The organism is Streptomyces sp. NPDC001599, assembly GCF_042893535.1.
GTDB lineage: Bacteria > Actinomycetota > Actinomycetes > Streptomycetales > Streptomycetaceae > Streptomyces.
On sequence record NZ_JBIAVA010000006.1, the window covers coordinates 1 to 25,683 of the forward strand.

Here is a 25,683-nt window from a genome sequence, read left to right on the forward strand (position 1 = left end):
GGCCGGCTGACCCCCATCGAATTCGAGACCGTCATGACCACTCCGGCTCTCCAGGCCGCGTGACCGAACCTGTCACCCGAACCTGCATCAGACCCCCGGAGCCCACGAAGCGGTACTTGATGCGTGGGAAGGCATGGGCGCTCGACTGAACCTCCTCGCGTAGCCCGCCGGCGGAAGGGCGTGGAGTGGCCGGACCCGGCGACGAGGGAGACTGCGGTGTCCTCCTCGGCCCGAAATGTTCCGGGCACCCACAGGTCTGCCGGGCTGTCCCAGGAAGAGCGAGAGGCTGCACTCCCGCCGGCAAGCTTGCCAGTGTGAAGGCATGCGGCTGCGACCGCAAAGCCGGTGCATCGGTGCCGCTTGGCCTGGAAGCGGGAGTGCGCACAGGGTGAGGCTGCCGTGCTCGCCCGGGAGTCAGCCTTCAGGCGTCGGCCCAACTACGTGTAGTACTCAAGCGGCTGTGCGGTGCAACGGGGAGCCCTTCATGTCTGTCGAGATCGGCCGTGAGGTCAGCAGTCACCCGGTCCTGAACGGCCTGCCAGGCGGGATCGCTTGACGCTCGTCTGACGCTCACGGCGGGCTTCGGGTCGACGGAGGGCCTGTAAATGCCGTCTGACCTGGGATTTTAGGATGATCCTATTTTCCGACCTATTCCCGATGACGTCGCACGTGGAGTGTGTGGCAATTCTTGAGCCCGCAGTAAAGAGCCGCTGACCTGCTGATTCTCTGATTCCCCAGGTTGCGGGCGGATTGTGCCGACATGTTTCCGTAGGTTCACCGCGTGGAGCATGCTGTAGGTTCCCGCCACGCGTATCACCTGCGGTTTCGCAGCAGGGGTGAGTCGAGAACGCTCGGCCTCAACTCCGTAAGGGACGGGTTCGGGAAATGTTCTTGACGCTCGTTTGACGCTGTTTCTGACGGGGCGTGAGGTGGTCGTCCTGGATCAGATAGCGCGGGTCAATCGATATGTCGGGCTTTTGCGGAACCTTCCGTTTTCACCAACCTGCGGGGCCTCGATGACGGTGACGCGTCTGCCGTACCGAGGGCGGGCGTCACCGGTACCGACTGACCCGACTCATGGACTGGTTCCTGCTCCGGCGCGGAGACGAGGAGCGAACCGTCTTCGCCGTCGAGTCTGAGGATATCGGCCTGCATGCGCTGCACCCGGTTTTCGAACCACACCTGCCTGCGGCACGAGGTCCACCGTGTTCGCCGTCCGGTGTCAAGGTTGTCATCGCCGCGTAGTGTGGACTGTTGCTTGTCAAAGCCGTCAGTCCTTGAATTCCTCTCGCGTCCACTCTCGGGCGAAAAACTCCAGCTGCTTGGTGATGAGCTCGACCGCGTCCAAGACCTCGGCGGGTGGGTATCCGTGCCGGGCGACCGGAGGTGTCGGGCCGTGAAGGCGATGAGCCGACCAGGGCGCATCCGGCCCGCTTCGGGTCCGAGGCCCCCGGACGACTCGGTTGACCATCGAATTAACTGCAACTAGGTTGGTGGCAGTTTGTCGGCGGCGGCAGGAGTCGGAGATGGCGGGGCTCAGCAGTAGGAGCGCGGTCGCGATCCACGCGCTTGCGATGCTGGCGCACCGGCGTGGAGGCTCGTTGACTTCCGCGGAGATCGCGGACAGTCTGGAAAGCAATCCGGTTCTCGTGCGGCGCATTCTCGGCCGCTTGCGAGACGCTCATCTGGTGCGGTCCACCGAGGGGCGGGGAGGCGGCTGGTCCCTTGCTCGCACCTCGCGGGACATCACGCTCTATGACGCGTACGCCGCCGTGGAGGGGGAGCAGGTCTTCTCGAGGCACCCTCATCCGCCCAGCGGGGCGTGCGTGGTCGGCCGCAACATCGGCGATCTGCTTGACGTCGAGTTCCAGAACGCAGAGCGAGCTCTGGAGGAGCGGCTCGGCCGGACGACGATCGCCGCCCTGCTGCAACAGATACTGGCCTCCGACGGCGAAGCGAAGGACCGCTGATTCAGCGGTGACGCACACATGTCCCACGTCACGACGCACGCCCAAACTGTAACTCGTTTGATTTCAGTTTGTTCCGGGGTGCGGTACTCCAGGGTCTCCCGGCTCCCGGTGTCAGCCCGCACGGTCCATCTACGCGCACCCGAACCTGAGCACCTGCTCAGAACGTGCCAGGAGTGAGAGCAATGAACCAGGAAGACGAAGCGATCGCGAGCGCCGAGGCTCGCGGTCCTGTGACCTACGACCTCGTGATCAGTCGCGCACGTGTCTTCGACGGCCGCCAGGTGCTCACCGGTCTGTATGACGTCGCCGTCGACGGCGCACGGATCGCTTCCGTATCGGCCGAGCCGCTCAGGGGCGGACAGGAGGTGGATGCGGCCGGAGGATGGGTCATGCCGGGACTGATCGACACTCATGTCCACTTCTACGACGTGCGCGCGGTCTCCGATCCCGATTCGATGCGGGCCTTCGAGGAGAACGAGCTTCCTGAACGGCTCGGGCTGTTCCTCGACCACGGGATCACCACCATCAAGTCGGTGGGTGATCCGACGGACGGAATCCTGGACACACGGGCCAGAATCGCCGCAGGCACGCTGCGGGGCCCGCGCCTGCTGGCGACCGGTTGCGGCATCACCGGACGCGACGGGCACCCCGCCGCCACTGTCTTCCGCGACAACCCCTGGGCGCGCGAACGCTTCACGGGAGAGGCCGGCAGCGTGCAGGAGATCCGCGACCTGGTGCACCACCTGGCTGACCACAAGGTGGACGCGATCAAACTCCTGTCAGAGGGCGCGTGCGCACACTCCGGCGGGCCGAGATACCTCTGGCAGAACCCCGCCTTTCCGGATGGTGTCGCGTTGGAACGGCTTCCCCTCGATCTCCTTCGGGCGGGCATCGAGGCCGGGCATGAGCGGGGCCTTCGGGTTACCGTCCACACCACCCAGCAAGCCGCGGCACGCGAGGCGATCGAGGCCGGGGCGGACGGCCTGGAGCACGGTGTCACCGTCGAGCCCCTCACCGACCACTCGCTCATCGACCTGATGCTCGAACGCGGCATCACCTACACACCCACGCTCTGGATCGACGACGCCCACCCGGACGCCCGCGACAATCTCCGGAAGGTCGCTGAGGCCGGCGTGCACATCGCGCTGGGCAGTGACACCTTCAGCGGTCGGGGCCTGTTCGGAGCCAACACCCTGGAAGAGGCCGAACTCATGAGGGCGGCCGGGATGACGCCCACCCAGGTACTGGCCGCAGGCACCAGCGGTGCGTCGAGGCAGTGTGTCCGCCCCGGCCTCGGCACGGTGACCCCCGGCAAGCGCGCCGACCTGCTCGTGCTGAACGCCGATCCCACCACGGACATCCGCAACGTACGCGACCTCCGCATGGTGATCCTGAACGGCGAACTCGCCGTCGACAAACGCTAGAAGACTCATGAAGATCTTGGTGGGTCGGTGAGACGGTCGGGCCGGATGTGTGGCAGACCTGCCGGGAGCTGATCCCGGCCGGGAGTGTGTTCGCGTTCCTGGCCCAGCACCGCGGCGAGCTGTTCCCGGCGGAGATGTTCGCGGACATGTATCCCTCGGCGAACGGACGGCCGAGCATGCCGCCACAGATCCTGGCCGCCGCGGTCACCTTGCAGGCCCTGCACGGGCTGTCGGACTTCGAGACGGTCCAGGAACTGCGGTGCGACCTGCGGGTGGAAGGCGCCCTGCTGCGTTGACGCACCCCGCCCCGGGACTGCGCGAGTGCCGATGGAACACGCGCGGGACGCTCCTATGCTTGTCAAGCGGCAGGAGCGAGATCGGTTTGAGTGATTCGTTCCGTTGGTGTGGTGGTCAGGGCGCGGTAGACCTCGCGGGCGACGAATCGCTTGCGGCAGCGCATGATGTCTTCTTGTTTCAGCCCTTCCTCGGTGCGTCGTTCGACGTGGGCGCGGGTGCGTTCGTCGAAGCGCATGCGTTCGGGGTTGTCCCCGGCCGAGGCCAGGAGCTGACCGGCGGTCTCGGGGCCGACGCCGAACAGGTTCAGCAGTGCCGGGGCCGCCTGCTTCACCAGCGGGACGATCTCCGCGTTGAGCTCGGTGATCTCCTCGTCCAGGGCCTGGTGGCGGCGGACGAGCCGCCGCAGGGCGGCCCGGGCCGCGGCGAGTGGGCGGGACAGGTCCCCGCCCGGCCGCAGCCGGGCCAGGGTCCGTAGCAACGCGGCCCGGTCCAGACCGGTGGTCTGCTCCCGCAGCATTGCCGGGGCGGAGACGAGCAGGCCACGAATCTGGTTCATGGCCTGGGTCACAAACGCCCGTCCGGCCGAGTGCGTGGTGACACCCGGCGGGCCGACAAATCCCCAACAGGACAGTCGAGACGTCAGTCGGCCGAGGGGGCAGACCCACCGGGAGTGTCACCACGTCGCATCCTCACTGCAGCCGACTTGGCTCGACCCGCCCCGGCGCTGAACCACTTCTCGCACTTCATGAGTGGTGCGGCAGGCGAAGTGTGAAAGTCGAGCCGACGTTCGGCGTGCTGGCCGCGGTCACCGTTCCCTGGTGTGCTTCGGCCAGGCGGCGCACGATGGCCAGTCCGAGGCCGCTGCCGCCACTTTGTCTGCTGCGGGACTTCTCCGCGCGCCAGAACCGGTCGAAGATGTGCGGCAACTCGTCGGCCGAGATCCCGGTCCCGGTGTCCGCCACGTCGATCACGACGGTGTCGAGGTCGACGTGGGCACTCAGAGTGACCGACCCGCCCGCGGGTGTGTAGCGGATCGCATTTGACACGAGGTTGCCGATCATCTGGCGTATCCGTACGGGATCAGCGATGACCGGGACGCGTCCTGTGTCCACGACCGTGATGGTCACGCCTGCTGCCGTCGCCGTGGCCCGGTTGGCCACGGCGACGGCAGCCAGCAGCTCCATGAGCTCGACGGGCGCCGGAACCAGACGGAGCTCGCCGGCTTCTGCCGCGGAAAGGTCCCGAAGATCGTCGACAATGTGCTGGAGCTGGAGTGCTTGTCCCAGCAGGTTGGTCACCAGATCGGCGTTGGGCTGTGCGATGCCGTCCTCCACCGCCTCCAGCCAGCCCCGGATGTTGCTCACCGGGGTGCGCAGTTCATGAGCGATGTCGTTGGTCATGTCCCGGCGTGCTGATTCCAGTTGTTCGCGGCGTTGCGACATCGCGTTGAAGGCGGCCGACAGTTTGGCGATCTCATCGCCTCCCCGGACCAGCACGCTCGGGGACGCCTCCCCGCCCTCCATGCGCATGGCCGCCTTGGTCAGTGTCCTGAGCGGCTTCACCAGGCGGATGCCGGTCAGCGTGGTCACGGTAACCGTCATCACCAGCACGGCGGCGGCCCAGCCCGCGATGCGGAGCCGGTTCGCGGAGGAGAGGTCGAAGAACGTCGTCGCCGTACGTCCGGGACTGCTGACGTACAGCAGCGCGGCGGGTGCCACATACGGTGCCAACTGCTGGCTGCGGCTGGTCGTCAGACACGACAGGACTGTCGAGGCCGGGGGTGCGTGACGGGTCCGGGGTTCCCAACTGCCGTCAATCGCGAGCCTCACCCCGTCCACCTCCCGACGGGCCAGGCACGCGTTGACGAGGCTCGTGAGTCCCTCCAGGGCCTTCTCTTCCGACGGTGTCGGATCAGTGAACCCGGGGGAGCAGCGCTGCTCACCGAGGGTGGGTGTACCGCCGGGGTTCGGCACCACCACCTTCGGGCGTCCGGCGGGCGACATCTGAACGTGGGCCTGGGTGTCGTAGAACTCGCGCAGGCACAGGACCACTCGCTTCGCAGTGCGCGTCAGCCTTTCGCTGTCTTCCTCGGACAGCTTGAACGGTCCCACTGCCCGGGGGTCGATCCGCTCCGTGCCTGACCGGCCGTCGTCCGTGTTCTTGTTCAACTCGGGGTCGACGGCCAGGGGGTCGATGACCGCGGATGCCTGCTGCGGAGGCTGGAAGGGGCGATTCCGGTCGGCGTTCGAGTCCGCCAGGAGGTGCCCGTCTTCACCGAGCAGAACGATGCGGTGACCGCCTGACTGTGCCAGGTGGTCGACGGTCGGCTGGACGCCGTTCCAACTCGGGTGCGCCGCGGCGTATCCCAGGAGGGTGTCGTAGATCCGGGCGTCGTCGGCCAGTGCTTGCCCTCGCTCGCGGCTGAGTACGACAGCGGTGGTCTGCAGGACCACCCATGCGGTGGCGGTGATCGAGCAGACCGACACGAGTGCCGACACCGCCAGCAGGCGCAGCAGCAGACTGCGCCGCAGCGGCACGGCCGAGATCCGGACCCTTCTTCCCTTGCGGAACCTACCCATACGGGTGCGCCTGCTGGTCGTGCGGAGTGTTCGTGAGCTTGTAGCCCACTCCGTACACGGTCACCAGAGGCATGACGTCCTGCGGGCCCGGTCGAACGTCCTTGATCTTGCGGCGCAGATTCATGACGTGGACATCGACCGTCCTGAGGGTGATGAAGGGGTCGGAGCCGTGCAGACGCTCAAGGATCTGGGTCCGGGACAGCACCTGACCCGCGTGCTCGACGAGCATGTCGAGGAGGCGGAATTCTCCCGGCGTGCAGCGGATCGCACGGCCGTACGCCCACACTTCGTGACGGACACGGTCGACGGTCACCGGCCCGGCCCGCAGGACGGCGTTGCGTGCTTCCCGGTCGGTCTCGGCGTCCGGGGCTCTGTCGCTGCGGCGCAGCAGCGACCGGATGCGCGCCATGAGTTCGCGGGGGCTGAACGGTTTCGTCATGTAGTCGTCCGCGCCCAGATCCAGGCCGAGCAGTAGATCGTCCTCGGACGACCTGGCCGTGAGCATGAGCACGGGAAGGTTCGCGAGACGGGGCTCCGCACGTATGACACGACACACGTCCAGTCCGTCGACCCGGGGCATCATCACGTCGAGGACCAGCAGATCCGGGCGTCGGCCGCGCAATAGGTCAAGGGCGGAGCGGCCGTCTTGAGCCAGGGTCACCTCGTGGCCCTCGTGCTCCAGGTAGCGACGGACCAGTTCGGCCTGATCGGCGTCGTCTTCGGCCACCATCACATGTGCACGCATGGCGTCAGTTTAGGAACGACAACGGCAGTGTTCTGCCCGTGCCGTGGGAAGCAGACCCCATCGCCATGAGTTCCTGACAATCACCTGACAATGCTGGTGAACGCTGATCGGCATGAACAGGCATGCACAGCACTCGCCGGTGCTCCGCGGCCCCGTCGACGCCCCGGAGCACTCCCGTAATCCGCCAGTGCGCCGCCCGCGGCTGCGCGCTCTCGCCGCCGGTCTGGCCGTGGTCGCCGGAATGTCGCTCGCCGCATGCGGCAGCGGTGAGGACGCCGAGGCCGGCTCCGGCAAGAGCGTGGACACCTTGGCGTCCGGCTCACCGACGGGCAAGGAGCCGGCGTCGAAGGACGAGGCCCAGGACTCGGCCGTCGACGCCAAGCGCCCTCAGCTGCGCCTGGACACCTCCGAGGAGGAGAAGCAGCGGCTCACGGATGCCTACAACGCATGCCTGCAGGCGCACGGCGTACCGATGAACACCAAGCGGGCGGCCCTCGCGGGCGCCAAGCAGGCAGCCCCGGAGCAGGGCAGGGCGGACGCCCCCAAGTACCGTCCCGCCTACGAGGCCTGCCTGGTCAAGCTGCCGCTTCAGCCTCCCGAGACCACGCCCGAGGGCAACCCGCACTTCGCGGACGACTTCCGCGTGTACGTCAAGTGCCTCCAGCGCAAGGGCATGAAGATCCACCTCGTCGCCGACACGAGTGTCAGCGCCGACGGCCTGAGCTGGACCTATGACAAGGACACCACGGGCACCCTGCCGGAATCCGGAGTCCCCGAGGCTGAGCAGTCGTGTTCGCTGGAGGCGTTCGGTGACAAGTAGCGGCTCGCCCCGTGGCAACTCGTCCCGAAAACGGCCGCGTAGGGCTTTCCGCACCGTGCGCAAGGGGACCGTGGCAGTGGCGGTCCTCGTGGTGGCCGCGGGCGGGGTCTACGGGGCGAGAGCGCTGTCGGACCACGGTGAGCGCCGGCAACCCGGCCCCGCGGCAGCTCCGTCCGCTCAGACCACCCGGGTGAAGCGCGCCGACCTGTCCGACTCCCGGACGCTGCCGGGAGTTCTGGGCTTCGGGGGGCAGGTCACGGTGAAGGGGTCCGGGAAGGGCGTCATCAGCCGGCTGCCCGCCCCGGGCTCGGTCGTCTCACGGGGGAAGCCCCTGTACTGGGTGAACGACGAGCCGGTCACGGCGTTCCTCGGCGACACTCCCTTCTTCCGTGAGCTGGACAAGGCGGGGACGACCGGGCGGGACGTGACCGTTCTCGTCGAGAACCTGGAAGCCCTGGGCTATGACATCGGCCCTCGGCCGCAGCGGTCCGCGGCATCGCGCGAGGGCAGCGAGGCGGGCGAGGCCGGCACCGAACTGACCACCGGAGTGTTGGCAGCGCTCAAGCGCTGGCAGCACGACACCGGCCAGGAGGCCACCGGGACTCTGGCCCCGGACCGGGCCGTGGTCCTGTCCGGCCCCTCACGCGTCGACGCCGTCAAGGCGCAGTTGGGTGACCCGGCCACCGAAGAAGTCCTCACCCTCACCTCGCAGGACAAGACGGTCACGGTGGAGGCCGACGCGGGCAGTGCCGGGTCCATGCACCAAGGCGACGCGGTCTCCATCATCCTTCCCGACACCAAGAGTGTTCCTGGCACGGTCGGGTCCATCGGTACCACCGTGCAGGGCGGCAACGCCGCCGAAGCGGGTGCCGGCACCGACACGACGCCCACCCTGGAGGTGAGGGTCCAGCCGTCGGACGCCGACGATGTCGCCAAGCTCGACGCGGCGTCCGTACAGGTCGTCTTCACGGCCCGGACCAGGGAGAACGTCTTGGTGGTCCCCGTAGGTGCCCTCCTCGCCCTGAGCGAAGGCGGTTACGCGCTGCAGCGTCCCGGCGGGAAGCTGGTCGGGGTCACGACCGGCCTCTTCGCCAAGGGGCTCGTGGAGGTCAGCGGAGCCGGCATCGAGGAAGGCGACGTGGTGGTGACGGCATCATGACAAGCCCGCCGGGAACGGGCTCGGCCGTGCTCACCGTGCGAAACGTCAGCAAGGTGTACGCGGGAGGGGTCACCGCCCTCGATGACGTATCCCTGACCATCCGGGCGGGCGAGCTGCTGGCCATCGTCGGCCGTTCGGGGTCCGGAAAATCCACCTTGCTGAACATCATGGGCACCCTCGACAGACCGACGGGCGGCACGGTGTGGATCGGCGACCAGGACGCCGCACAGCTGTCCGACCGGACACTGTCCGCGCTGCGCGGACGTTGGCTGGGCTTCGTATTCCAGCACTTCCACCTCACGGACGGCCTCACCGCCGAGGAGAACGTCGCCACCGGACTGCTCTACTCGGGCGTGCCCCGCCGCCGTCGGCAGCCGATGGCCGTCACCGCCCTGGACCGTGTCGGTCTCGCCCATCGCACACGCCACTTGCCGCACCAACTCTCGGGAGGCGAACGCCAGCGAGTGGCCATCGCCCGAGCACTGGTCAACGAACCGGCGCTGGTACTCGGCGACGAGCCGACCGGCGCTCTCGACACTGCGAACGGACAGTCCGTGCTCCATCTGCTGACCCAGCTGAACAGCGAAGGCACCACCATCGCCGTCATCACCCATGACCGGGACATCGCAGCGCGCCTGCCACGCCGGATCGAGATGTGTGACGGGCGCGTCGTCACCGACTCACACCCTGAGGCGTCTCTGACCCCTGGGGGCGACGCGTGACCCGTGGGAGAACTCGCCATCGGGACGACCTGGATCTGAGAGAAGCCCGGGGGCGCCACGTCCCGAACCCCTCCGCCGCCGTCGAGCGCGGCGATCCGGCCCGACCCGTGCGACTGGCACCGTCGGACATCCTGCGTCTCGGCCTTCTCGGCATCCGCGTTCGCCCCATGAGGGCGGCGCTTTCCGCCCTCGGCATTTCGATCGGCACCCTCACCCTCGTCCTCGTCACCGGGATTCCGGCGTCGAGCCACAGTGCGCTCGACCGGCAGCTCGCGGCGCTGGGCACGAACCTGCTCCGAGCGCAGCCGCAGTCCAACCAGAATCCCCCGGTGCTGTTGCCGCGGGAAGCGGCGGCAATGGCCGCCAGGATCGCGCCGGTGAGCCGCACGAGTGCCGTGGCCAACACGCATGCGATCGTCCGGCGCTCCGACCGGACAGACCCCAACGACGGACTCGGGCTCAACGTTCTCGCCGGCCAGGACGACCTGCTTCCCGCCGTGAACGGCCGGGTGAGGTCGGGCCGTTTCCTGACCCCCGCCACCAACCGGCTACCCACCGTCGTGCTCGGCCACCAAGCCGCTGCCCGGCTGGGAATCCCCCGCATCGTCCCGGGGCAGGAGGCCCCGCAAGTCGTCATTGATCAGACGTGGTTCACGGTCATCGGCGTCCTCGATCCGATCCCTCTCGCCGAGGACCTCGACCGCTCCGTACTGGTGGGCTGGCAGGCGGCGGAGCAGGAGCTCGGCTTCGACGGACACCCCACGGTCATCTATGTGCGAGCCGACGAGGACGCCATGGAAGCTGTGGCCGACGTCCTTCCCGCCACCGTGTACCCGAAGCTCCCCGGGCTGGTGCAGGTGAGCCGGCCATCGGATGCCTTGGCCGCCAAACGCGCCGTGAACAGCACGTTCTCGGTGCTCTTCCTGGGACTGGCGGGGGTGGCCCTGCTGGTCGGCGGTATCGGAGTCGCCAACACCATGTACATCTCCGTGCTCGAACGACGCAGCGAGATCGGCCTCCGGCGTGCGCTGGGCGCCAACCGGGGACAGATCCGCGGCCAGTTCATGACCGAGTCCCTGGTGCTCTCCCTGCTCGGTGGAGTATCAGGAACGGTGATCGGCGTTCTCGCCACCGTCGCCTACGTGACGTACCAGGGCTGGCCACCGGTGATCCCGCTGTCCGCCATCGCCATGGGCACGGGCGGAGCGATGGCCATCGGCGTCCTTGCAGGGATGTACCCGTCCGTGCGCGCTGCCCGCCTGGCACCGACCGAGGCGCTGAGCACGGGGTGATCCCGCTCTCCGGTGTCGGGAGCCGCCGGTTGCGACGTGAGCCGACCGATGGGCGTCCTCCTCCATCACGGCAGTCGGCGAGAGGGAGCAAGAGACGGTGGACGCGGTCTACCAGCGGGCCGTGCTCAGTCTTCCCCAGGGCTGAAGGTCTCGCCCCCGGGAGAAATGGCTGGGTCGTCATGACGCTCGTTTGACGCTCTGGGCGTCCGTGCGCAGGACAGCGAGCCGAGAAGAAGGCTTTGACCTGGTCTTTTCCGAGACTTGCTCAGGTCGATATCTTTTCGATGACGCACCATGTGGAGTGCGTGGCGATCATCGAGCCTGCTGGCAAGGGGTCCTGACCTGAGCTTTCGCTGTCCGGGCGGATTGCTCGGACTGTTTCCCTCCGGGTAGCGGTTCGAGCGGGTCGATCTCCACAACCCGCTGACCTGCACATTCGTGAGCGAGGGACTTGTATCGGCGACGCTTTGAGAGGGTCGTTCGGAGATCCTTGACGCTCGGATGACGCTTGCAGCGGAAGTCTCTGCTGCACCTCTTCATCAGGTGCCTTGGACCTCACGTTTTCAGGGGGCGCGGCTCGAACCGCCGGCCGTGATACCGGTCAGGTATCATGCCTGTATGGCGATGACACTCCGACTTCCTGACGACCTGGACGCGAAGCTCACCGAGCGAGCTCGTCGCGAGGGCCGCAGCAAGCAGGAACTTGCCATTGAGGCCATCCGTGAGGCCCAGGACCGGGCCGAGCTGAAGGTCGATGACGTTCTGGCCGAGCTGATGGACAGCGATGCGGAGATTCTGGACTACCTGAAGTGACGAACGCACGCTACGTCCAGATTGACGAGATCCTGGCCATCGCCCGCACGGTCAACGGCACCGAGCACAGCGTGCGCGACATGGGCCTTCTGGTGTCGGCGATCGAGCGACCCCGGACGAACGTGTTCGGGGCCGAGTTGTATCCCACGCTGCACGAGAAGGCGGCGGCGTTGCTTCACTCCGTTGCCCGTAATCACGCGCTGATCGACGGCAACAAGCGCACCGCCTGGCTCGCCATGCGTGTCTTCCTGCGGTTCAACGGCGTGAGTGCCAGCACCGTCCCGCCGCCCGTCTCCGTTGCTGGGCCGTTCGTCGAGGACGTCGCGCAGGACAAGGTCGATGTACCGGTCATTGCAAAGCGCTTGGCGGTCTGGTTCCCCGTTCCCTGACCTTCGACGACGCAGGGCAGGACACGCGCGTGCCCTGCCCACGAGCTGTCGAACGCCACCCACACATGGCCGCATTGGCTGGTCCGGGAGTATCGCAATCGTCGCCTCCTGGACCACCGGGGCGACGGGGGATACCTGGGTCGACGCACACCTCCTGCCGGTTCCCGCCCCGCCGCTCGACGCAATGCCGACGATGCCGACGACCTAGCCGGATGGGTTCCGGGATGCCGTGACCGTCGGGCGTCGCGTAGCTCTACGCGGCTGCCCCAGGGCGGCCAACTCGCGTTGTCACGACATCCGTATCATCCGAGTTGGGCAGGAACAGGCTGACCGAGTCCAGGAACGCGCGGTGCCCTCGCTGCGCCGGCACTGGTGGCGATCCGTGCGATCGACGTGATCCACGTAGAAGGTCAGCCCAGTAACGGTGCCCGACTGGACGACGGGGCCGTGCTGGACGCCCCCGCTGATGCGGTGTCCACCGTGCGCTCGCTGTGTGCCGCGGACGCCGAGAGTTGTAGTAACGAGGTCGGCAGAGTACGCAGGGCCTCACCGCTGCCGTCGTCGGCATCCGCGAGTCGGCGCAGACGATCACCGTATCTGCGGCTGATCTCGCGGGCGGTCCGTTCACGTTCCGTGGAGTCGGCGGCGAGGAGCCGGGCCCTGGTGTCCTGCAGGTCATCGAACGTGTCGGGGTCCGCACCTGCGCGGGTCAGGTGCCGCCCGACAAGTTCCCGGGCCTGTGTCCAGGAATCGGTGACCATGAGAGAGACCAGTGTGGCGGCACCCGACGCCGCGAACGGCCAGTTCGCTGTCCATCTGTCTTCTCCTAGGCGAGGGGAGAGCCGGAGGTGGGTGCCTCGTCGTCGTCCGGGGCGAGGGACGCCGGCGGATCGAAGTGGTGCTGAATCTCCTCGGCGGTCTCGTGGCGGTTCTGCTCCTTGATGAGGCCGGCGATCTGTGCGGCGAGCATCGGACGGCGTACGTCACCGTCGGTGAAACCGATGCTGTTCAGGAAGTCGGAGAGATGCATCGTGGCCGTTTCCCGTCCCTGCGGCGCCGAGGGAGGCTCCTCCCTGGGAAAGTCCGACGTCGTCGGCTCGCCGGCCTGCTGAGAGATCAGATCCCGAAGCCGTTCGGGAATGTCGGTGTCATTGGCCGCCGAGGTGAGCTGAGCGAGCAGGGCCAGGTCGTTCACCGTATGTTCCACGTGTTCGTCGTTCTTGGTGAGCCACCAGACCACAGCGCTGCCGGTGTTTTTGAGAACGTCCTCGCCCAGGTACCGGCGCCTGCTCTGTTCGTACTTGCGCTGGTGCACCCAGACTTCCTCGTCCTTGCGTACGTCGGCGAGCTTGTCGAGGCGTTCCTGGTCCTGTTCCGCCAGGACGAGCTGGACGTTCTCCGCCATCGCCTGGAGGTGCCCGGTGGGCTCGGGCAGCATCCGGCTGAGGGCGCCGGCCAGTTCCTGCTCGACGAGTGAGGCCCGGACTGGTTCTCGTTGCTCGGTGATGGCGTGGGCCCGCTTCAGGACCGCGTCGACGGCGAGACTCGCCGGGTTGAGAACGGGGCCACTCACGGAAGCGTCGACGAGGTACCAACGCACGGTCGCGGAGAAGACGAAGTCGTAGTCGGCCCACTTGCTGGGCAGCACGACCTGGCTGACACGGTGTTCCGTGCGTTCCACGGGGGCGGCCGTGAGCTGTTCCTCGAAAGCCACCGGTACTGTGCCGCGGCGCATCGCGGCGATCCGGAAGACGACTGCGGGGACGACGAACAGCAGCACTGCCAGCAGTGGCCAAGTCCATGCCGGCCACCGCTGAGTCAGACCGACGATGCTCAGCAGGAGGCCGCTCAGAACGGTGAGGAAGACGGTTGTGGTTTTCCGTGCGGTGGTCATGGTCGAGTACCCCCGGGTGAGGTCGTCGGCGGTGTGGCCGGAGCGATGCCTTGAGCCGCGCTGATCTTGCGGAGCAGCAGACCGGTGATCTCCGCGGCCCGCGCCGCATCTCCCGGGCCGGTGCGCTCGGCGTCGCGGGCGCACGTGTACAGCAGAGCAAAGACCTTGCCCCGTTCCTCTGTGCACCGCTGTGCCGCGCTGACGAGGAGGCCGAGCAGGAGCCCGCCGTGCGGTCCGGCGTCGGCGGCCACCCAGTGAAACCAACGGCGTACTTCGGCCTGCCACTGCGGAGGCGGCAGTTCGGCCAGTACCGCGTGCCAACAGGTCGTCAGGGAGCCCTGTGCGCCCTGTTCGTCGACCAGCGTGTGCGAGGTGCCGGTGTGCTGTGTCAAGAGTTCGGGGTCGCTGGCCTGGAGGAAGATCCCGAGATTGGCGGGTGAGAAGTCGGAATGGGCGAGACGGTCGAGCAGCACGCGGTGCAGTCGGCGGCTGCGCGCCACCAGCTCGCACAGCGCCTGCCGGGCACGCGTCGTGCCGCGCTCACGCCGGGCCAGGTGGTAGAGCCTGACCAGGGCTTGATCGGGATGACTGGTCGAGAGGACGTCGGCACAGACGCGGACCAGCACCTGCGCGAGCTCCCCCTTCAGGCTCCGTTTGGCGCACCACTGGTAGATCTGCTCACGGAAGGCTCTGGCGTGCACCGGGTCCGCCAACCCGCAGGTGAGCGCATGAACGGCCGCTTCCAGACGAGGGCGGCTCGTCCCACCGGTGCTCCAGCCTTCGATGAGTGCCCCCAGCCCGTCCGCACGTCCGGTCCGCAGATATTCACCGGCCACTCGTTCCACCAGGCCGTCGCGTACGACGGGGACGACGTGCGGGTCGTTCAGCTCCACCACGCTCGCGGCCCAGGTGCCGAGATGAGGGCGGAGATCGGGCATGTGGTCCCAGAAATGGGCACGAACGGCGGAGTCGAAATCCAGCCTCTCGAACCGGACCTGTCCGTTGAGGGTGGCAGTGGCCGAGATCTCAAGGAGTCGCTCGGCGAGGTCCCGGTGTTGCAGCGGCGAGTCACCCTCCGACGGAGGCCCGAGGGCGCTCAGGAGTTGCTCGGCCGCGCGGTGAACGACATCGGCATGCGCCCCGTGCAGCATGGACACCGCGATCATCAGGGCCCGTTGGGGCGCCTCCCGTAGCTTGGTGACGAGCGCGGCGGCTTCCCGTCGGCCGTCGTTTCGCGCCCGCCAGGCCGCCTCACACCATTGACTGAATCCGTCTCCGGGCTGACCGGCCTCGCGTGCTCGGCGCACCAGGTCGGCGAATTCCGCGATCTCCCGCATCGGCCTGTTCGCCGTCAGGAACCCGGTGACGGTGCCATCCGGCCGGAGATATTGCTCAGGCGGCACACCGTGCAAGCGCAGATGCCGCCGCAGAACGCCGATTCCGGGTGGCTGTCCGAGCACCACACGGCAGTACTGGAGGTCGGCGTCGAGAATGCTGCGGGTCGGCATGACCACGACCAGGTGAGCCCGCTGCTCGTGCACGGCCTTGCGCAGCGCCGGGAGGTCGGCCTGGGCCGCGGCCCAGCGGCGGTCGTCCGCGGCGGACAGATCCAGCAGCAACTGATCACCGGTCCCGACCAGAGCGGGGTCCTGGAGGGACAGCTCCCCCTCCTCACCGGGCAGGAGTTCGTGGAAGACACCACTGTCCCGGTGATGTTCGTGCAGCAGTACGCGGGCCGCAGCCGACCGGCCGATGCCCGGCGCACCGTCCAGGATGACGGTGCCGGTGTCGGCGAGTACGGCACGAGCCTCACCCATGCGCGGCGGAGCGACCAGTACGTAGCGCAGTCGGTGGAGTTGGTCCTCGGCGATGCGGCGGAACGCCGGCTTGTCCGAGTCCTGCAGTTGCGTTCCGATGTAGACGTCGCCGGAGCCCGTGACCGTGACGCCCGAGTCCCGGACCCAGGTACTGGTGTACTGGCTCACCGGTCCTTGTCCTCGTGACCGTCCCGTTCACCGAACCGGTGCTGGACGGCGCCGTGGTGGTCACCTTCGGAGTACGTCATCCCGTCGCCACCCGAGACTTGACGTGAATGCGAGTAGATGTTGCCGTTCCCGGTGTGAACAGGACCGTGGGTACCCTTGACTACCGTGCCGACGTCACCGCTGAAGTCACGGCTCTGTACGGCCGTACCGTTCACGGTCCCGATGGAATTGGTAACGCTGCCCGGCGGGGGCGTCCCCGTCTCGGTCCCGGACCGGTCTTCAAGGCCGGGAACCAGGTCGGCCATCAGGTCACCGATGCGCGCGACACACACCTCGGTGTCACCGGAGTCGAACGCGATGGACTGGAGATCGGCGAGCCGCTGTAACGCGTGCGGCAGATCAGCCTTACTCAGCCGACTGGTTTTGCGTCCGTCCAGGACAGGGACCACCGGGACCTCGCACTCGAAAGCCTCCTCGATCTCCTTGCGCACCCAGTCCTCGGGATCCTCCAACCGGGTACGGAAGTTCGTCCAGTCCGGACCGATGACGGCCAGGAGTACGGAACTGCGCCGTACCGCGGCCAGCAGCCGTTCGGGCCAGCTTTCACCGGGGACGATGGATTGCGACGCGTGGAACGCGTGTCCCGGACCGAAGCGGTGCGACAATCCTTGACGCAGTAGAGCCGCGGTCTTCTCTCCGTCTCCTGTCCGGTAGTTGATGAAGATCTCGCTCATGACGGTGACTCCTCAAGAGGGATGGTCGGGCGTGACAAGGTGCCGAGCCGCGGCGCCAGCCGACGTACCGGTGGGTGGTCCAGATAGCGACCCAACACCCTGACGAGCCGTCGGAGATCGGTCGTGACGGTCGCCGAGCGCACCGCCGTCACGCCGTCGAGCAATGGCTCCGTCAGCGCGCAGGCGTGGTCGATCTCGCCAGCGCAGGCATAGGCGAGCGCGCGACGTACGCCGTACCGGACCTGCGTACGCACCGCGTCGGGGCCGACCAGAGTGAGCTGTCGATCCAGTTCCTCGCCCGCCTCGCGCGGTCGCCCGAGATCGACGAGGCACCAGCCGGTGACCATGCCGACCGAATCGGGAAGATGCATGGATCCGATCACCGGGCCGTCAGCACCTTCGGCAGTGCCGTCCCGGCGGGCGAGCAGAGTACGAGCCCGGTCCAGGGCACGTAGACAGGCGCCGACATCACCGGCGAGGGCGTGACCCTGCGCTTCGCGCTGTGCGGCGAGACCGCGGATCCGTGACGGCAGCACGTCGTTCTGCGCCCGGCGGGCCAGCGCGATCGTCTGCTCGGCGTCCTCCCTGTACAGCGTGACCAACGCCCTACGGACCAGCGCATAACCTGCCAGTGCCTGATCACCGCCGGCGGCGGCCAGGTCGACCGCACGCTGTGTCCACCACAGCGCCGCACGCTCGTCCCCCGTCTCCTGCACCAGCCAGCCCGCGTACTCGGCGTACCGGGAACCGAGTGCCAGCAGGCGACGCCTGGTGCCGCTGTCGCTCTGCGCCGACAGCTCCCGCAGCGTGTGTGTCTGCGCGATCAGAACGGGCAGGAGCAGGCCGGGATCCACGGTCTGCCCGAGTCTGCGGTAGTGCGTGAACAGGGAGCGTGAGGCTTCCAGCATGCCCGCGCCGGCGGTTGGGGAAGCCGGACCTGATCCGTTCGACCTCCAGGTCATCAGCGAGGCGACGCCGGCATTCATCACCTCACGGCGGCCCACGGGCCCGAACGAATTCGGGCCGTCCGGTGACAACTGCATCATCCAGTTCTCCTCCTCGACCCGGCCTGGGGCCGACACGGCAAGTGAGTCGACAGCGGTAGGGGTGCCCAGGGCGATCAGTGCCCCATCGGCACCGAGTGCGGCGTCGCACAGCCGCGCGAGATCTCGGCTGTGCGCCTTGATGCCCCGCTCGACCTTGCTGAGCTGCGCCTTGCTGTAGTGCACGAGACCGGACAGGTCCGTCAGGCTCAGTCCGGCCTCCAGACGCCGCTTCCTCAGTTCCTCGCCGAACGATGTGGACGGATGTGGCACGGGCACCTCCCGAACCCGGTCGTCCGGGCTGAGGCGGTACTGCACGGAAGAGTGCGGCACCAACTCCCGGACGGACAAGGCGATCGAAGCTGTTTCCCGTTTCCTTCTCCTATGGCGAGTGCGGCAAGCTCGTGCGGGGCAGTTGGGTTTCCCGAAGACCGATGCTCGTGTTTCCGGCGGGCGGGTGGCTGCCTTCGTTTTCAGTGAGTGCGAGAGGGGCACTGGGGCGCCTGCTACGCCGAACACACGACGCCGGGGAGGCGACGGTGTCACCGCGGTTTGAGGGCTGCTGAAGATCACCACCCGCAGGCCACACCGATGGTCCTGTCCCGCTGGCTGGGCAGCGACAAACGCAGGCGGCGATGGGCCTATGACGCGCCGTGCTCGCCGCCGACCTGCCTGGTTGGCGTGCTGGTCGGAGTCGGCGCATTCGCGGGCGCGGCCACTGGACGAGAGGATGTGGCTGGAGTTGATGCACCTTGGCGCCGTAGATTGTCCGGCCCTTTACGGACGCTGGCTTCATCACCGAATGCACTGTCGTCCACGCGGACACTGGGACGTCCTGCCGCTCGTCAACGTGACGCTCGTTTGACGCTCCAGGTACTCAGACACAGGACGTCGAGCTAAGAGAATAGCTCTGACCTGGACTTTTCCACGGAGTGCTCAGGTCGACGCCTTTTCGATGACGTCGCATGTGGAGTGCGTGGCGATCCTTGAGCCTGAGGCCAAGCGGTCCTGACCTGCGCTTCTGTTGTCCGGGTGGGTACTCGACCTGTTTCCCTCCGTGGAACGGTCCGAGCGATGGATCGATCTTTGCGGATCGCTGACCTACGGGTTCGTGAGTGAGGTGCCTGCGTGGGCGACGCCCTCGCAGGGGCTTTCGGGCATTCTTGACGCTCGGACGACGCCCGAAGCGGAAGTCTCTGCTGCACCTTCGCAGGCGCTGCGAGCCGCCATCTTCGCCCACGCTTTGGCGCGCGAGACTTGACCGCGCCACCTGATACCGGTCAGGTACCAGCACGAATGGCGATGACACTCCGACTCCCTGACGACCTGGACGCGAAGCCTACGGAGCGGGCCCGCCAGGAGGGCCGCACCAAGCAGGAACTTGCCATCGAGGCTATCCGTGACGCCCAGGACCGGGCCGAGCTGAAGGTCGATGACGTCCTGGTCGAACTCATGGACGGCGATGCGGAGATCCTGGGATACCTGAAGTGACCGGTGAGCGCTACCTCCAGATCGACGAAATCCTGGCAGGCCGTATGCTCCGCCGACTGCGCGAGCTGTGGCCGGGGCGTGCTCAGACTGGCCGCGAGGGGGCTCGTAGCGCGACTTGGAATCCGCCTTGCGGGGTGGGCTCGGCGGAGAGGGAGCCGTCGAGGAGTTCGGCGCGTTGCTTGAGGCCGATCAGGCCGTGGTGCGCGCTGGGGAGCGGGGCGGGCGGGCGGGTGGTGCGGTGCTGCTGATGGTCACGCCTCCGCATTGATGTGGGTGTTCTTGTGGGTGCGTCCTGACTCGGTGGCCACCGCCGTCTGCCATGCGCCCGGGCGCATGCCTGTCGCCTTGCGGAAGAACACCGAGAAGTTCGATGCGTCGGGGAAGCCGAGCACGTCGGCGCAGCGGGCGGCGGTGAGGCGGTCGTGTGCGAGGAGCCGTTTGGCTTCCAGGGTGATCCGTTCGACGATGTACGCCTTCGCGGTGCGGCCGGTGGCCTGCTGCACCGCTCGTGAGAGGGTGCGGGGCGCGTAACCCAGCGTGCGGGCGTAGTGGCCGGCGTCGTGGTGTTGCCGGAAGTGTGCTTCGACGCTGGTGCGGAACAGCCGGAACTCCGGATGGGTGAGTCGTGCTTCTGCGTGCGGTGGGTGCAGCCGGGTGATGAGCGCGGAGAGGAGGATTCCGGGCAGCTCCGTCCGGGAGTCATCGGGTGGGGCGGATGCTTCGAGGAGGAGGTGGCTGCGCGCCGTGTCGACGAAGGGCCAGTCGGCGTCGGGGATGCTCCAGTGCGCGGCCGGGTCGGGGGAGGCGGCCAGTTCTCGGGTGGCGTGGGTGACCGGCGCGGTCGGCACGAACAGTACGAGGTGTCCTGACACGTCGGCGATGTCGTCCCACCGGTGCACCGCGCCGGGTGGAATCCACACCGCGGACCGGTCTTGGAGCGGGTGGCGGCGGAAGTCGACGGTGACCGAGCCGGGGCCGGCGTCGACGACGGCGAGGACGTGGAAGTCGGCGCGCTGCGTGCCGCCGTCGTTCAGCTCGCGAAGGCGGCCGAACGTCATCGTCTCGACTGAGCCGGCGGGGCGTCCCGCAGGCTGGTAGGTCATCTGCCGGATCATGCTCACGTGTCCAGTTTTCACCATCGGGTGACCAGTCACTCCAATGACCCGCCCGGGTGTAGAAGTTTCAATGAATGCACGGGGCAATCGCCCAGCGCATCGACCGGGGAAGAGTCATCATGGACACGACGCAGCAGACGCTACTGCCCACTTACGACCATCGGACGGGGGCCGGACCGACTCTGGTGTTCCTGCACTACTGGGGTGGTTCCGCCCGCACCTGGGACCTCGTCGTCGACCGCCTGGCGGGCCGTGACGTGCTCACGGTCGACTTCCGCGGGTGGAGCCGGTCGAGCGCTCTGCCCGGTCCCTACACGCTCGGTCAGCTCGCCGACGACACACTCGCCGTGCTCGCGGACGCGGGGGTCACCGACTACGTCCTGGTGGGGCATTCCATGGGCGGCAAGGTCGCCCAGCTGGTCGCGGCCACCCGGCCCGCCGGCCTCCGTGGCATGGTCCTCGTCGGCTCCGGCCCGGCGAAGCCTGCCGCACAGGTCACTCCCGAGTACCAGCAAGCCCTGTCGCACGCCTACGACTCCGCCGAGTCCGTGGCCGGGGCACGGGATCACGTCCTCACCGCGACCGAGCTGCCCGGGCCGGTCAGGGCGCAGATCGTGACCGACTCGCGGACCGTCGCCGACGCCGCCCGCACCGAGTGGCCGCTGCACGGCATCGCGCAGGACGTCACCGAACACACCCGCATGATCGACGTACCCGCTCTCGTCATCGCGGGAGAGCGCGACCAGGTGGAACCCGTCGGCGTGCTCCGCGACAACCTGGTGCCCTACCTCTCGCACCCAGACTTCGTGGTGGTCCCCCGCACCGGTCACCTGATCCCGCTGGAAGCCCCGGCTGACCTCGTCGACGCCATCACCGCATTCGCGCCGGCAGCCTGACCGTCCCCGTGGCCCGACGGCCGGCCGCGCCCCTGATCACCCCACACATGCCGCAGGACAGGGATCTGGTCGATGAAGGCTTCGGCCTGGGGGCAGACGCTGAGGGGGCCGGCCGTGGCCGTGAAGGACGACGACCGGCCCGGAGCGAGAAGCTGGAGCTCGGATCGCCTACGAACGGCATCTGGCCACCAGCACCCTTGCCGCACGAGGATACGAACAGCTGTCCACGCCAATGGCCATAACCCGACCGGATTTTCGAGGGTTCGTGCCTCGCCGCGACCGGCAGTAACTTCATGTGGTCAGACCGGCGCTGGTCAGCCAGATGTGTGCGCATGTCGCCGACGCATTGTGGAGCTCCTCGCGGGATTCCTGTGAGGCGTGGTAGAAGGTCCGTTCGATCATCCAGCACAGGGCGCGTGCCATCGCCGGGGCCTGGTCCGGTGCGGTGCCGGACTGGATGCCGGCACGTTCCAGGACGGCGGTGATGGCCGCGATGAACAGGTCGGCCGTGTGGTTCCACAGCTCGCCGATCTCCGGCACGGTCAACGACAGGTCGATCGCCGTGCGCATGACCAGGCCGTGCTCGTTCCACAGCTCGACCGTGCGCTGCATGGCCGCCGCGATGGCCCGGCGCGGCTCGTCGACCTGCGCGGTGGCCCTCGACCGTTCCCACAGGTGCTCGACGGTCCGGGCCACGAGTGCGGTGACCACTTCTTGCTTGGAACCGTAGTAGAAGTACAGCGCGCCGCGGGTGATGCCGGCGCCCTGGGCGATGTCGCCGACGGTCATGGCGTCGTATCCCTTGTCCGCCAGCAGGGCCTCGCAGGTGTCGAGGATGGCCCGCTCCCGGACGTCGCCCTTGCGTTCGGCGGCGCGACGGCTCCGTGCGGGGTGGTGGCCGGGCGTCACAGCTGCGCGCCGTCGGCGAAGTCGGTCGTACGGGAGAGTGCCTCCCATGCGCGGATGTCCTCGTCCACGGCCGTGCGTGCGGCGGTGACCAGTCGCAGCGCGTCGGAGCCCAGGACGAGGTGGGCCGGCGGGCGTTCGAGCGATGCGATGTGCACGAGGGCGTCCCCGGCTTTGGCCGGGTTGCCCAGCTGGTTGCCGCTGGCCTTCTGCCGTGCTTCGCGGATGGGGGCGAAGAGCTCGTCGTAGTCGTCGACGGTCCGTGCGGCGCGTGTCATGGACCGTCCGGCCCAGTCGGTGCGGAAGGAGCCCGGCTCGATCGCCGTCACGTGGATGCCGAACTGCGCGACTTCCTTGCCCAGCGCCTCGAGGATGCCCTCCAGGGCGAACTTGCTGCCGCAGTAGGCGGACATGCCGGGCACGGCCATGAGTCCGCCCATGGAGGTGACGGCCATCAGGTGTCCGTGGCGGCGTGCGCGCATGTGGGGCAGCGCCGCCTGTAGGGTGGCCGCCGCTCCGAAAACGTTGACCTCGAACTGCCGCCGCACCTCGGCCAGCGGGGTTTCCTCGAAGGTTCCTTCCAGGCCGTAGCCGGCATTGGCGACGACGACGTCCAGCGGGCCGACGTTCTGCTCCACCTCCGCGACCACACCGGGGACGGCGTCGTCGTCCGTCACGTCCAGCAGGCGACCGTGAGCCGTACCGGGCCCGAGTTCTTCGAAGGCCCGCAGGCCCTCCTCGGAGCGGACGGTGCCGACGACGGTATGGCCTGCAGCCAGGGCGGCCTCGGCGAAGGCGCGTCCGAGGCCCGTGCTGACGCCGGTGATGAGCCAGTTCTGCTTCTGCACTGTTCCTCCAGAGAGGTCTTGCGAGGAGCCGAACCGCTCCCTCCAGCAAGAAGTCTACACACTGTAGATTTTTACCGTCACCACGTTGATTCTCATGGTGGGCAGGCCCGGCTCGGATGAAGGTTCGATCTCGTGAAGGGGCCGCGTCATGGCACGACCTTTCCGGCACCCGCGGTGCCGCCGCCGGTCACGTCGACGCCAGTGCCTCTGTGGGGGAAGGCGTGCCGCGCGGACCGAGGGGTGGACACCGGCCGCCATGCCGATCAGCACGGCGCCCAGACAGCCACCCGTGACCGAGGTCAGCGGTATCACCGCCGGCCAGCCCTGGTAGTGCGCGTAGTTGATGTCCGCGAGGGCGCCGAACAGGGTTCCGGCGAGTGCGCCGAGCAGCGACAGGCCCACGGACTCGGTGAGGAACTGGACGCGTATCTGACCGCGGGTCGCGCCCAGTGCCCGGCGCAGCCCGATGTCCCTTCGGCGCTCCAGGACCGAGATGACCATGGTGTTGGCCACGCCGATGCCGCCTACCAGTGCCTACCAGCAGTGCGACACCGGCCAGGCCCAGGAAGAGCGAGGAGAAGCTGCTCTGTGTGGCGCGTTTGGCCGCCAGGGCGTCGGACGGGCGGCTGACCTGGACCTGTCCGGGCTGCTCCGGGAACACGGTGGCGGGGAGTACGCACCGTACGTCTTCCAGATGAGCGTCCCGTGCCTTGACGAAGATGGCCGTGGGGTTTCTCTCGAAGCGCAGTGTCCTCTTGGCGGCGGGCCATCCCGTCAGTACGGCGTTGTCGAGATCGTCGGAAAGCGGTACGGAGTGGAGGATGCCGATCACGGTGAACCACGACTTGTTGATCTGTATCTGTGGAGCCGGGTCGTTCTCGGGGATTTCCCCGATGCCGAGTTGGCGGGCGGCCCGGTAGCCCAGGACGACCGTGGGAACTGCTCGTCGGCGGCGCTGAAGAACCTGCCCGAGAAGATTTCTCCTCCCACCACGCTCCGCACGTCGCGTCGGGTCGCGAGGACACTGAGTCCGGTACCGGAGAGGTCGTCGTCACCGATGACGTCGGAACGCCGGACCGCGGCATGGGTGTTGGCCACGGCGCTCGCCTCGGTGACCGGTTTGATGCGGCGCACCATGTTGATCGATTCCTCGGGCAGTTCGACCTGCACGGCCTGTCCCGAAAACGGCGGCACTCGCGGCATGGTGGACCCGAGCGCCGTCATCTCGTCCATCAGCGCCCGCTGGCTGGAGGCCGGGATCCCGGTCACCACCATCATCGTGGCGACGCCGATCGAGATACCGAGTGCCGACAGCGCGGCGCGCAGCTTGCGGGTGCGCAGGCCGAGTAGCCCCAGGACCAGCACATCGAGAGGGGCGAGACGCACCGGTCCGATCCTGCCTTCGGCGTGATCCGTGTTCGGCGGCGTGACGGCGCACCTGGCCGGCGAGGGCCGGTGTCACGGAAGGGCTGGCCGCGATCAGCCGGTGGATTTCCGGGAGCAGTTCGATGACGAAGTCGTTGGGAGCCACGACGCGTCGCCGGCCGACGATCAGGCTGCTGTCAGAGCGCAGGTGATCCTGTGCTGTCCGCGGGGCTGTCCTCCGTCTGGCCGAGGGTCCGTGTCTTCTGGGCGACATCCCCTTGGCGTGGACGGTAGCCGCCGAAGGGAGGCGCCATGTCGGACGATCCGACGGGCCCGTTGGGTACGGCAATGCGGGAGGTCACGTTTCCGGACCAGTCTCGCGGGATCATCTTGGTACGGGCGGGAACACCGCAGGACGAGGCCGAGGCGATGGCCGCCCGTGTGTGGGCCGAGATGCCGCAAGGCTGACCTGCACGAACGCAGACAACTCATACCATCCTCACACGCATTTTCCTGAGCCGTCGGCCATGGAACGGAACCAGCCGTACGAACCCCGCACCGGTGCATGGCGCCACCTGTACGTGTCAATCGCCTGGGACGGAGGCGCCGTGGCGGTCTCTGCGACGAGTCCGGGGCTACGCAGGGCGAGGAGCCAGCTGGCCTCTGAGAAAAGTGGCTCTGACCTGGTCTTTCCGTGGCTCGCTCAGGCCGACATCGTTCCGATGACGTCGCACGTGGAGTGCGTGGCGATTCTGGAGCCTGCGGACAAGGGTGCCTGACCTGCGGGTTTGTGGCGGGGGACGGGCGTTCGACCTGTTTCCGTCCGCTCAGCGGGTCGAGCGGACGGATCGATCCTCGCAGGCTGCCTGACCTGCGCATTCATGAGGGAGACGCCCGCATCGGCGGCGTCTTCCGGGTCGCGTTGGGAGCTTCTTGACGCTCGGATGCCGCTTGCCTCGGGGCCCTGGGCCAGTCGCATTGCTCTGGTCACTGGGGCGATCCCGGGGCGATTTCGGTACCTCGGACCATGCTGGGCAGGTTCAGTTCCCAGATCCTTCGATGTGCTTCGGGTTGGGAAGCCGGTGGGGACGGTGATGGCGGCGCAGACGTCCCCCGGGGACTCAGAGGGTGTCGTCGGCCTTTGCCCGTAGTGGTTGCCGAAGTCCTCTCGGAACCGCTCCCGGGGCTGTCGCACC

The 25,683-nt window shown here is 67.8% G+C and carries 21 protein-coding genes and 2 pseudogenes; 12 read left to right on the plus strand and 11 right to left on the minus strand.

Going from position 1 to position 25,683, the window contains the following annotated elements:
• Window positions 1-1,526: 1,526 nt before the first annotated feature.
• The 3 genes and pseudogenes from ACFYZ3_RS17090 to ACFYZ3_RS17100 form a co-directional block, all read left to right on the plus strand.
• The gene (locus ACFYZ3_RS17090; RefSeq protein ID WP_388517910.1) at window positions 1,527-1,970 is read left to right on the plus strand and encodes an Rrf2 family transcriptional regulator; all 444 of its coding nucleotides are present in this window, start codon (window positions 1,527-1,529) and stop codon (window positions 1,968-1,970) included.
• A gap of 182 nt (window positions 1,971-2,152) precedes the next feature.
• Window positions 2,153-3,394, plus strand: coding sequence for an amidohydrolase family protein (locus tag ACFYZ3_RS17095; RefSeq protein ID WP_388517912.1), 1,242 nt, complete (start codon window positions 2,153-2,155; stop codon window positions 3,392-3,394).
• 47 nt (window positions 3,395-3,441) lie between these two features.
• Window positions 3,442-3,682 (plus strand): annotated as a pseudogene (locus ACFYZ3_RS17100) (transposase); the annotation flags it as partial.
• A 70-nt stretch (window positions 3,683-3,752) separates the two neighbouring features.
• Here ACFYZ3_RS17100 and ACFYZ3_RS17105 read toward each other — a convergent pair.
• The 3 genes from ACFYZ3_RS17105 to ACFYZ3_RS17115 all read right to left on the minus strand — a co-directional run bounded on the left by ACFYZ3_RS17105 (window position 3,753) and on the right by ACFYZ3_RS17115 (window position 7,015).
• Window positions 3,753-4,247 (minus strand): hypothetical protein, encoded by a 495-nt coding sequence (locus tag ACFYZ3_RS17105; protein ID WP_388517915.1) that lies wholly within the window; start codon window positions 4,245-4,247, stop codon window positions 3,753-3,755.
• Window positions 4,248-4,434: 187 nt separating this feature from the next.
• Window positions 4,435-6,228 carry a sensor histidine kinase gene (locus ACFYZ3_RS17110; protein WP_388517918.1) on the minus strand — a complete coding sequence of 598 codons (1,794 nt, stop codon included), beginning with the start codon at window positions 6,226-6,228 and terminating at the stop codon, window positions 4,435-4,437.
• Window positions 6,229-6,262: 34 nt separating this feature from the next.
• The gene (locus tag ACFYZ3_RS17115) at window positions 6,263-7,015 is read right to left on the minus strand and encodes a response regulator transcription factor (RefSeq protein WP_388517921.1); all 753 of its coding nucleotides are present in this window, start codon (window positions 7,013-7,015) and stop codon (window positions 6,263-6,265) included.
• Window positions 7,016-7,127: 112 nt separating this feature from the next.
• Between ACFYZ3_RS17115 and ACFYZ3_RS17120 the strand changes: the two genes are divergently transcribed.
• The 6 genes from ACFYZ3_RS17120 to ACFYZ3_RS17145 all read left to right on the plus strand — a co-directional run bounded on the left by ACFYZ3_RS17120 (window position 7,128) and on the right by ACFYZ3_RS17145 (window position 12,210).
• Entirely contained in the window at window positions 7,128-7,835 is a 708-nt protein-coding gene (locus ACFYZ3_RS17120; RefSeq protein ID WP_388517924.1) for a hypothetical protein, read from the plus strand.
• 70 nt (window positions 7,836-7,905) lie between these two features.
• A complete protein-coding gene (locus tag ACFYZ3_RS17125) occupies window positions 7,906-8,994 on the plus strand; it encodes a hypothetical protein (RefSeq protein WP_388517927.1) in 1,089 nt (362 codons plus the stop codon).
• Window positions 8,991-9,716, plus strand: a complete 726-nt coding sequence (locus ACFYZ3_RS17130; protein ID WP_388517929.1) for an ABC transporter ATP-binding protein — start codon at window positions 8,991-8,993, stop codon at window positions 9,714-9,716. The genes ACFYZ3_RS17125 and ACFYZ3_RS17130 overlap by 4 nt, the downstream gene beginning before the upstream one ends.
• A gap of 107 nt (window positions 9,717-9,823) precedes the next feature.
• Window positions 9,824-11,008 (plus strand): ABC transporter permease, encoded by a 1,185-nt coding sequence (locus tag ACFYZ3_RS17135; RefSeq protein ID WP_388517932.1) that lies wholly within the window; start codon window positions 9,824-9,826, stop codon window positions 11,006-11,008.
• Window positions 11,009-11,626: 618 nt separating this feature from the next.
• Window positions 11,627-11,821, plus strand: coding sequence for a ribbon-helix-helix protein, CopG family (locus ACFYZ3_RS17140; RefSeq protein WP_030862426.1), 195 nt, complete (start codon window positions 11,627-11,629; stop codon window positions 11,819-11,821).
• Window positions 11,818-12,210, plus strand: a complete 393-nt coding sequence (locus ACFYZ3_RS17145; RefSeq protein WP_388517935.1) for a type II toxin-antitoxin system death-on-curing family toxin — start codon at window positions 11,818-11,820, stop codon at window positions 12,208-12,210. Before ACFYZ3_RS17140 ends, ACFYZ3_RS17145 begins: the two co-directional genes overlap by 4 nt.
• Before the next feature lie 826 nt (window positions 12,211-13,036).
• Here ACFYZ3_RS17145 and ACFYZ3_RS17150 read toward each other — a convergent pair.
• The 4 genes from ACFYZ3_RS17150 to ACFYZ3_RS17165 are packed head-to-tail and all read right to left on the minus strand — an operon-like array spanning window position 13,037 to window position 18,184.
• A complete protein-coding gene (locus ACFYZ3_RS17150; protein WP_388517938.1) occupies window positions 13,037-14,104 on the minus strand; it encodes a hypothetical protein in 1,068 nt (355 codons plus the stop codon).
• Window positions 14,101-16,089 carry a hypothetical protein gene (locus ACFYZ3_RS17155; RefSeq protein WP_388517940.1) on the minus strand — a complete coding sequence of 663 codons (1,989 nt, stop codon included), beginning with the start codon at window positions 16,087-16,089 and terminating at the stop codon, window positions 14,101-14,103. Before ACFYZ3_RS17155 ends, ACFYZ3_RS17150 begins: the two co-directional genes overlap by 4 nt.
• Window positions 16,086-16,823, minus strand: coding sequence for a toll/interleukin-1 receptor domain-containing protein (locus ACFYZ3_RS17160; protein ID WP_115744645.1), 738 nt, complete (start codon window positions 16,821-16,823; stop codon window positions 16,086-16,088). Before ACFYZ3_RS17160 ends, ACFYZ3_RS17155 begins: the two co-directional genes overlap by 4 nt.
• Window positions 16,820-18,184, minus strand: a complete 1,365-nt coding sequence (locus ACFYZ3_RS17165) for a helix-turn-helix domain-containing protein (protein WP_388517944.1) — start codon at window positions 18,182-18,184, stop codon at window positions 16,820-16,822. The genes ACFYZ3_RS17160 and ACFYZ3_RS17165 overlap by 4 nt, the downstream gene beginning before the upstream one ends.
• 978 nt (window positions 18,185-19,162) lie before the next feature.
• On the opposite strand from ACFYZ3_RS17165, the gene ACFYZ3_RS17170 reads away from it, so the two are divergent.
• The gene (locus ACFYZ3_RS17170; protein WP_115744646.1) at window positions 19,163-19,357 is read left to right on the plus strand and encodes a hypothetical protein; all 195 of its coding nucleotides are present in this window, start codon (window positions 19,163-19,165) and stop codon (window positions 19,355-19,357) included.
• Window positions 19,358-19,608: 251 nt separating this feature from the next.
• Here ACFYZ3_RS17170 and ACFYZ3_RS17175 read toward each other — a convergent pair whose 3' ends face one another.
• Window positions 19,609-20,478 carry a helix-turn-helix transcriptional regulator gene (locus tag ACFYZ3_RS17175; protein ID WP_162833362.1) on the minus strand — a complete coding sequence of 290 codons (870 nt, stop codon included), beginning with the start codon at window positions 20,476-20,478 and terminating at the stop codon, window positions 19,609-19,611.
• A gap of 113 nt (window positions 20,479-20,591) precedes the next feature.
• Between ACFYZ3_RS17175 and ACFYZ3_RS17180 the strand changes: the two genes are divergently transcribed.
• Entirely contained in the window at window positions 20,592-21,368 is a 777-nt protein-coding gene (locus tag ACFYZ3_RS17180) for an alpha/beta fold hydrolase (RefSeq protein WP_115744648.1), read from the plus strand.
• Window positions 21,369-21,659: 291 nt separating this feature from the next.
• Here ACFYZ3_RS17180 and ACFYZ3_RS17185 read toward each other — a convergent pair whose 3' ends face one another.
• From ACFYZ3_RS17185 to ACFYZ3_RS17195, 3 genes and pseudogenes are all read right to left on the minus strand, one after another.
• Window positions 21,660-22,277: a TetR/AcrR family transcriptional regulator gene (locus tag ACFYZ3_RS17185; RefSeq protein ID WP_115744649.1), complete on the minus strand. Its 618-nt coding sequence runs from the start codon at window positions 22,275-22,277 to the stop codon at window positions 21,660-21,662.
• Entirely contained in the window at window positions 22,274-23,122 is an 849-nt protein-coding gene (locus tag ACFYZ3_RS17190) for an oxidoreductase (RefSeq protein WP_115744650.1), read from the minus strand. The genes ACFYZ3_RS17185 and ACFYZ3_RS17190 overlap by 4 nt, the downstream gene beginning before the upstream one ends.
• A 187-nt stretch (window positions 23,123-23,309) precedes the next feature.
• Window positions 23,310-24,517: pseudogene (locus ACFYZ3_RS17195) on the minus strand (ABC transporter permease).
• A gap of 282 nt (window positions 24,518-24,799) precedes the next feature.
• On the opposite strand from ACFYZ3_RS17195, the gene ACFYZ3_RS17200 reads away from it, so the two are divergent.
• Window positions 24,800-24,955: a hypothetical protein gene (locus ACFYZ3_RS17200; RefSeq protein ID WP_205351065.1), complete on the plus strand. Its 156-nt coding sequence runs from the start codon at window positions 24,800-24,802 to the stop codon at window positions 24,953-24,955.
• Window positions 24,956-25,683: the final 728 nt, after the last annotated feature.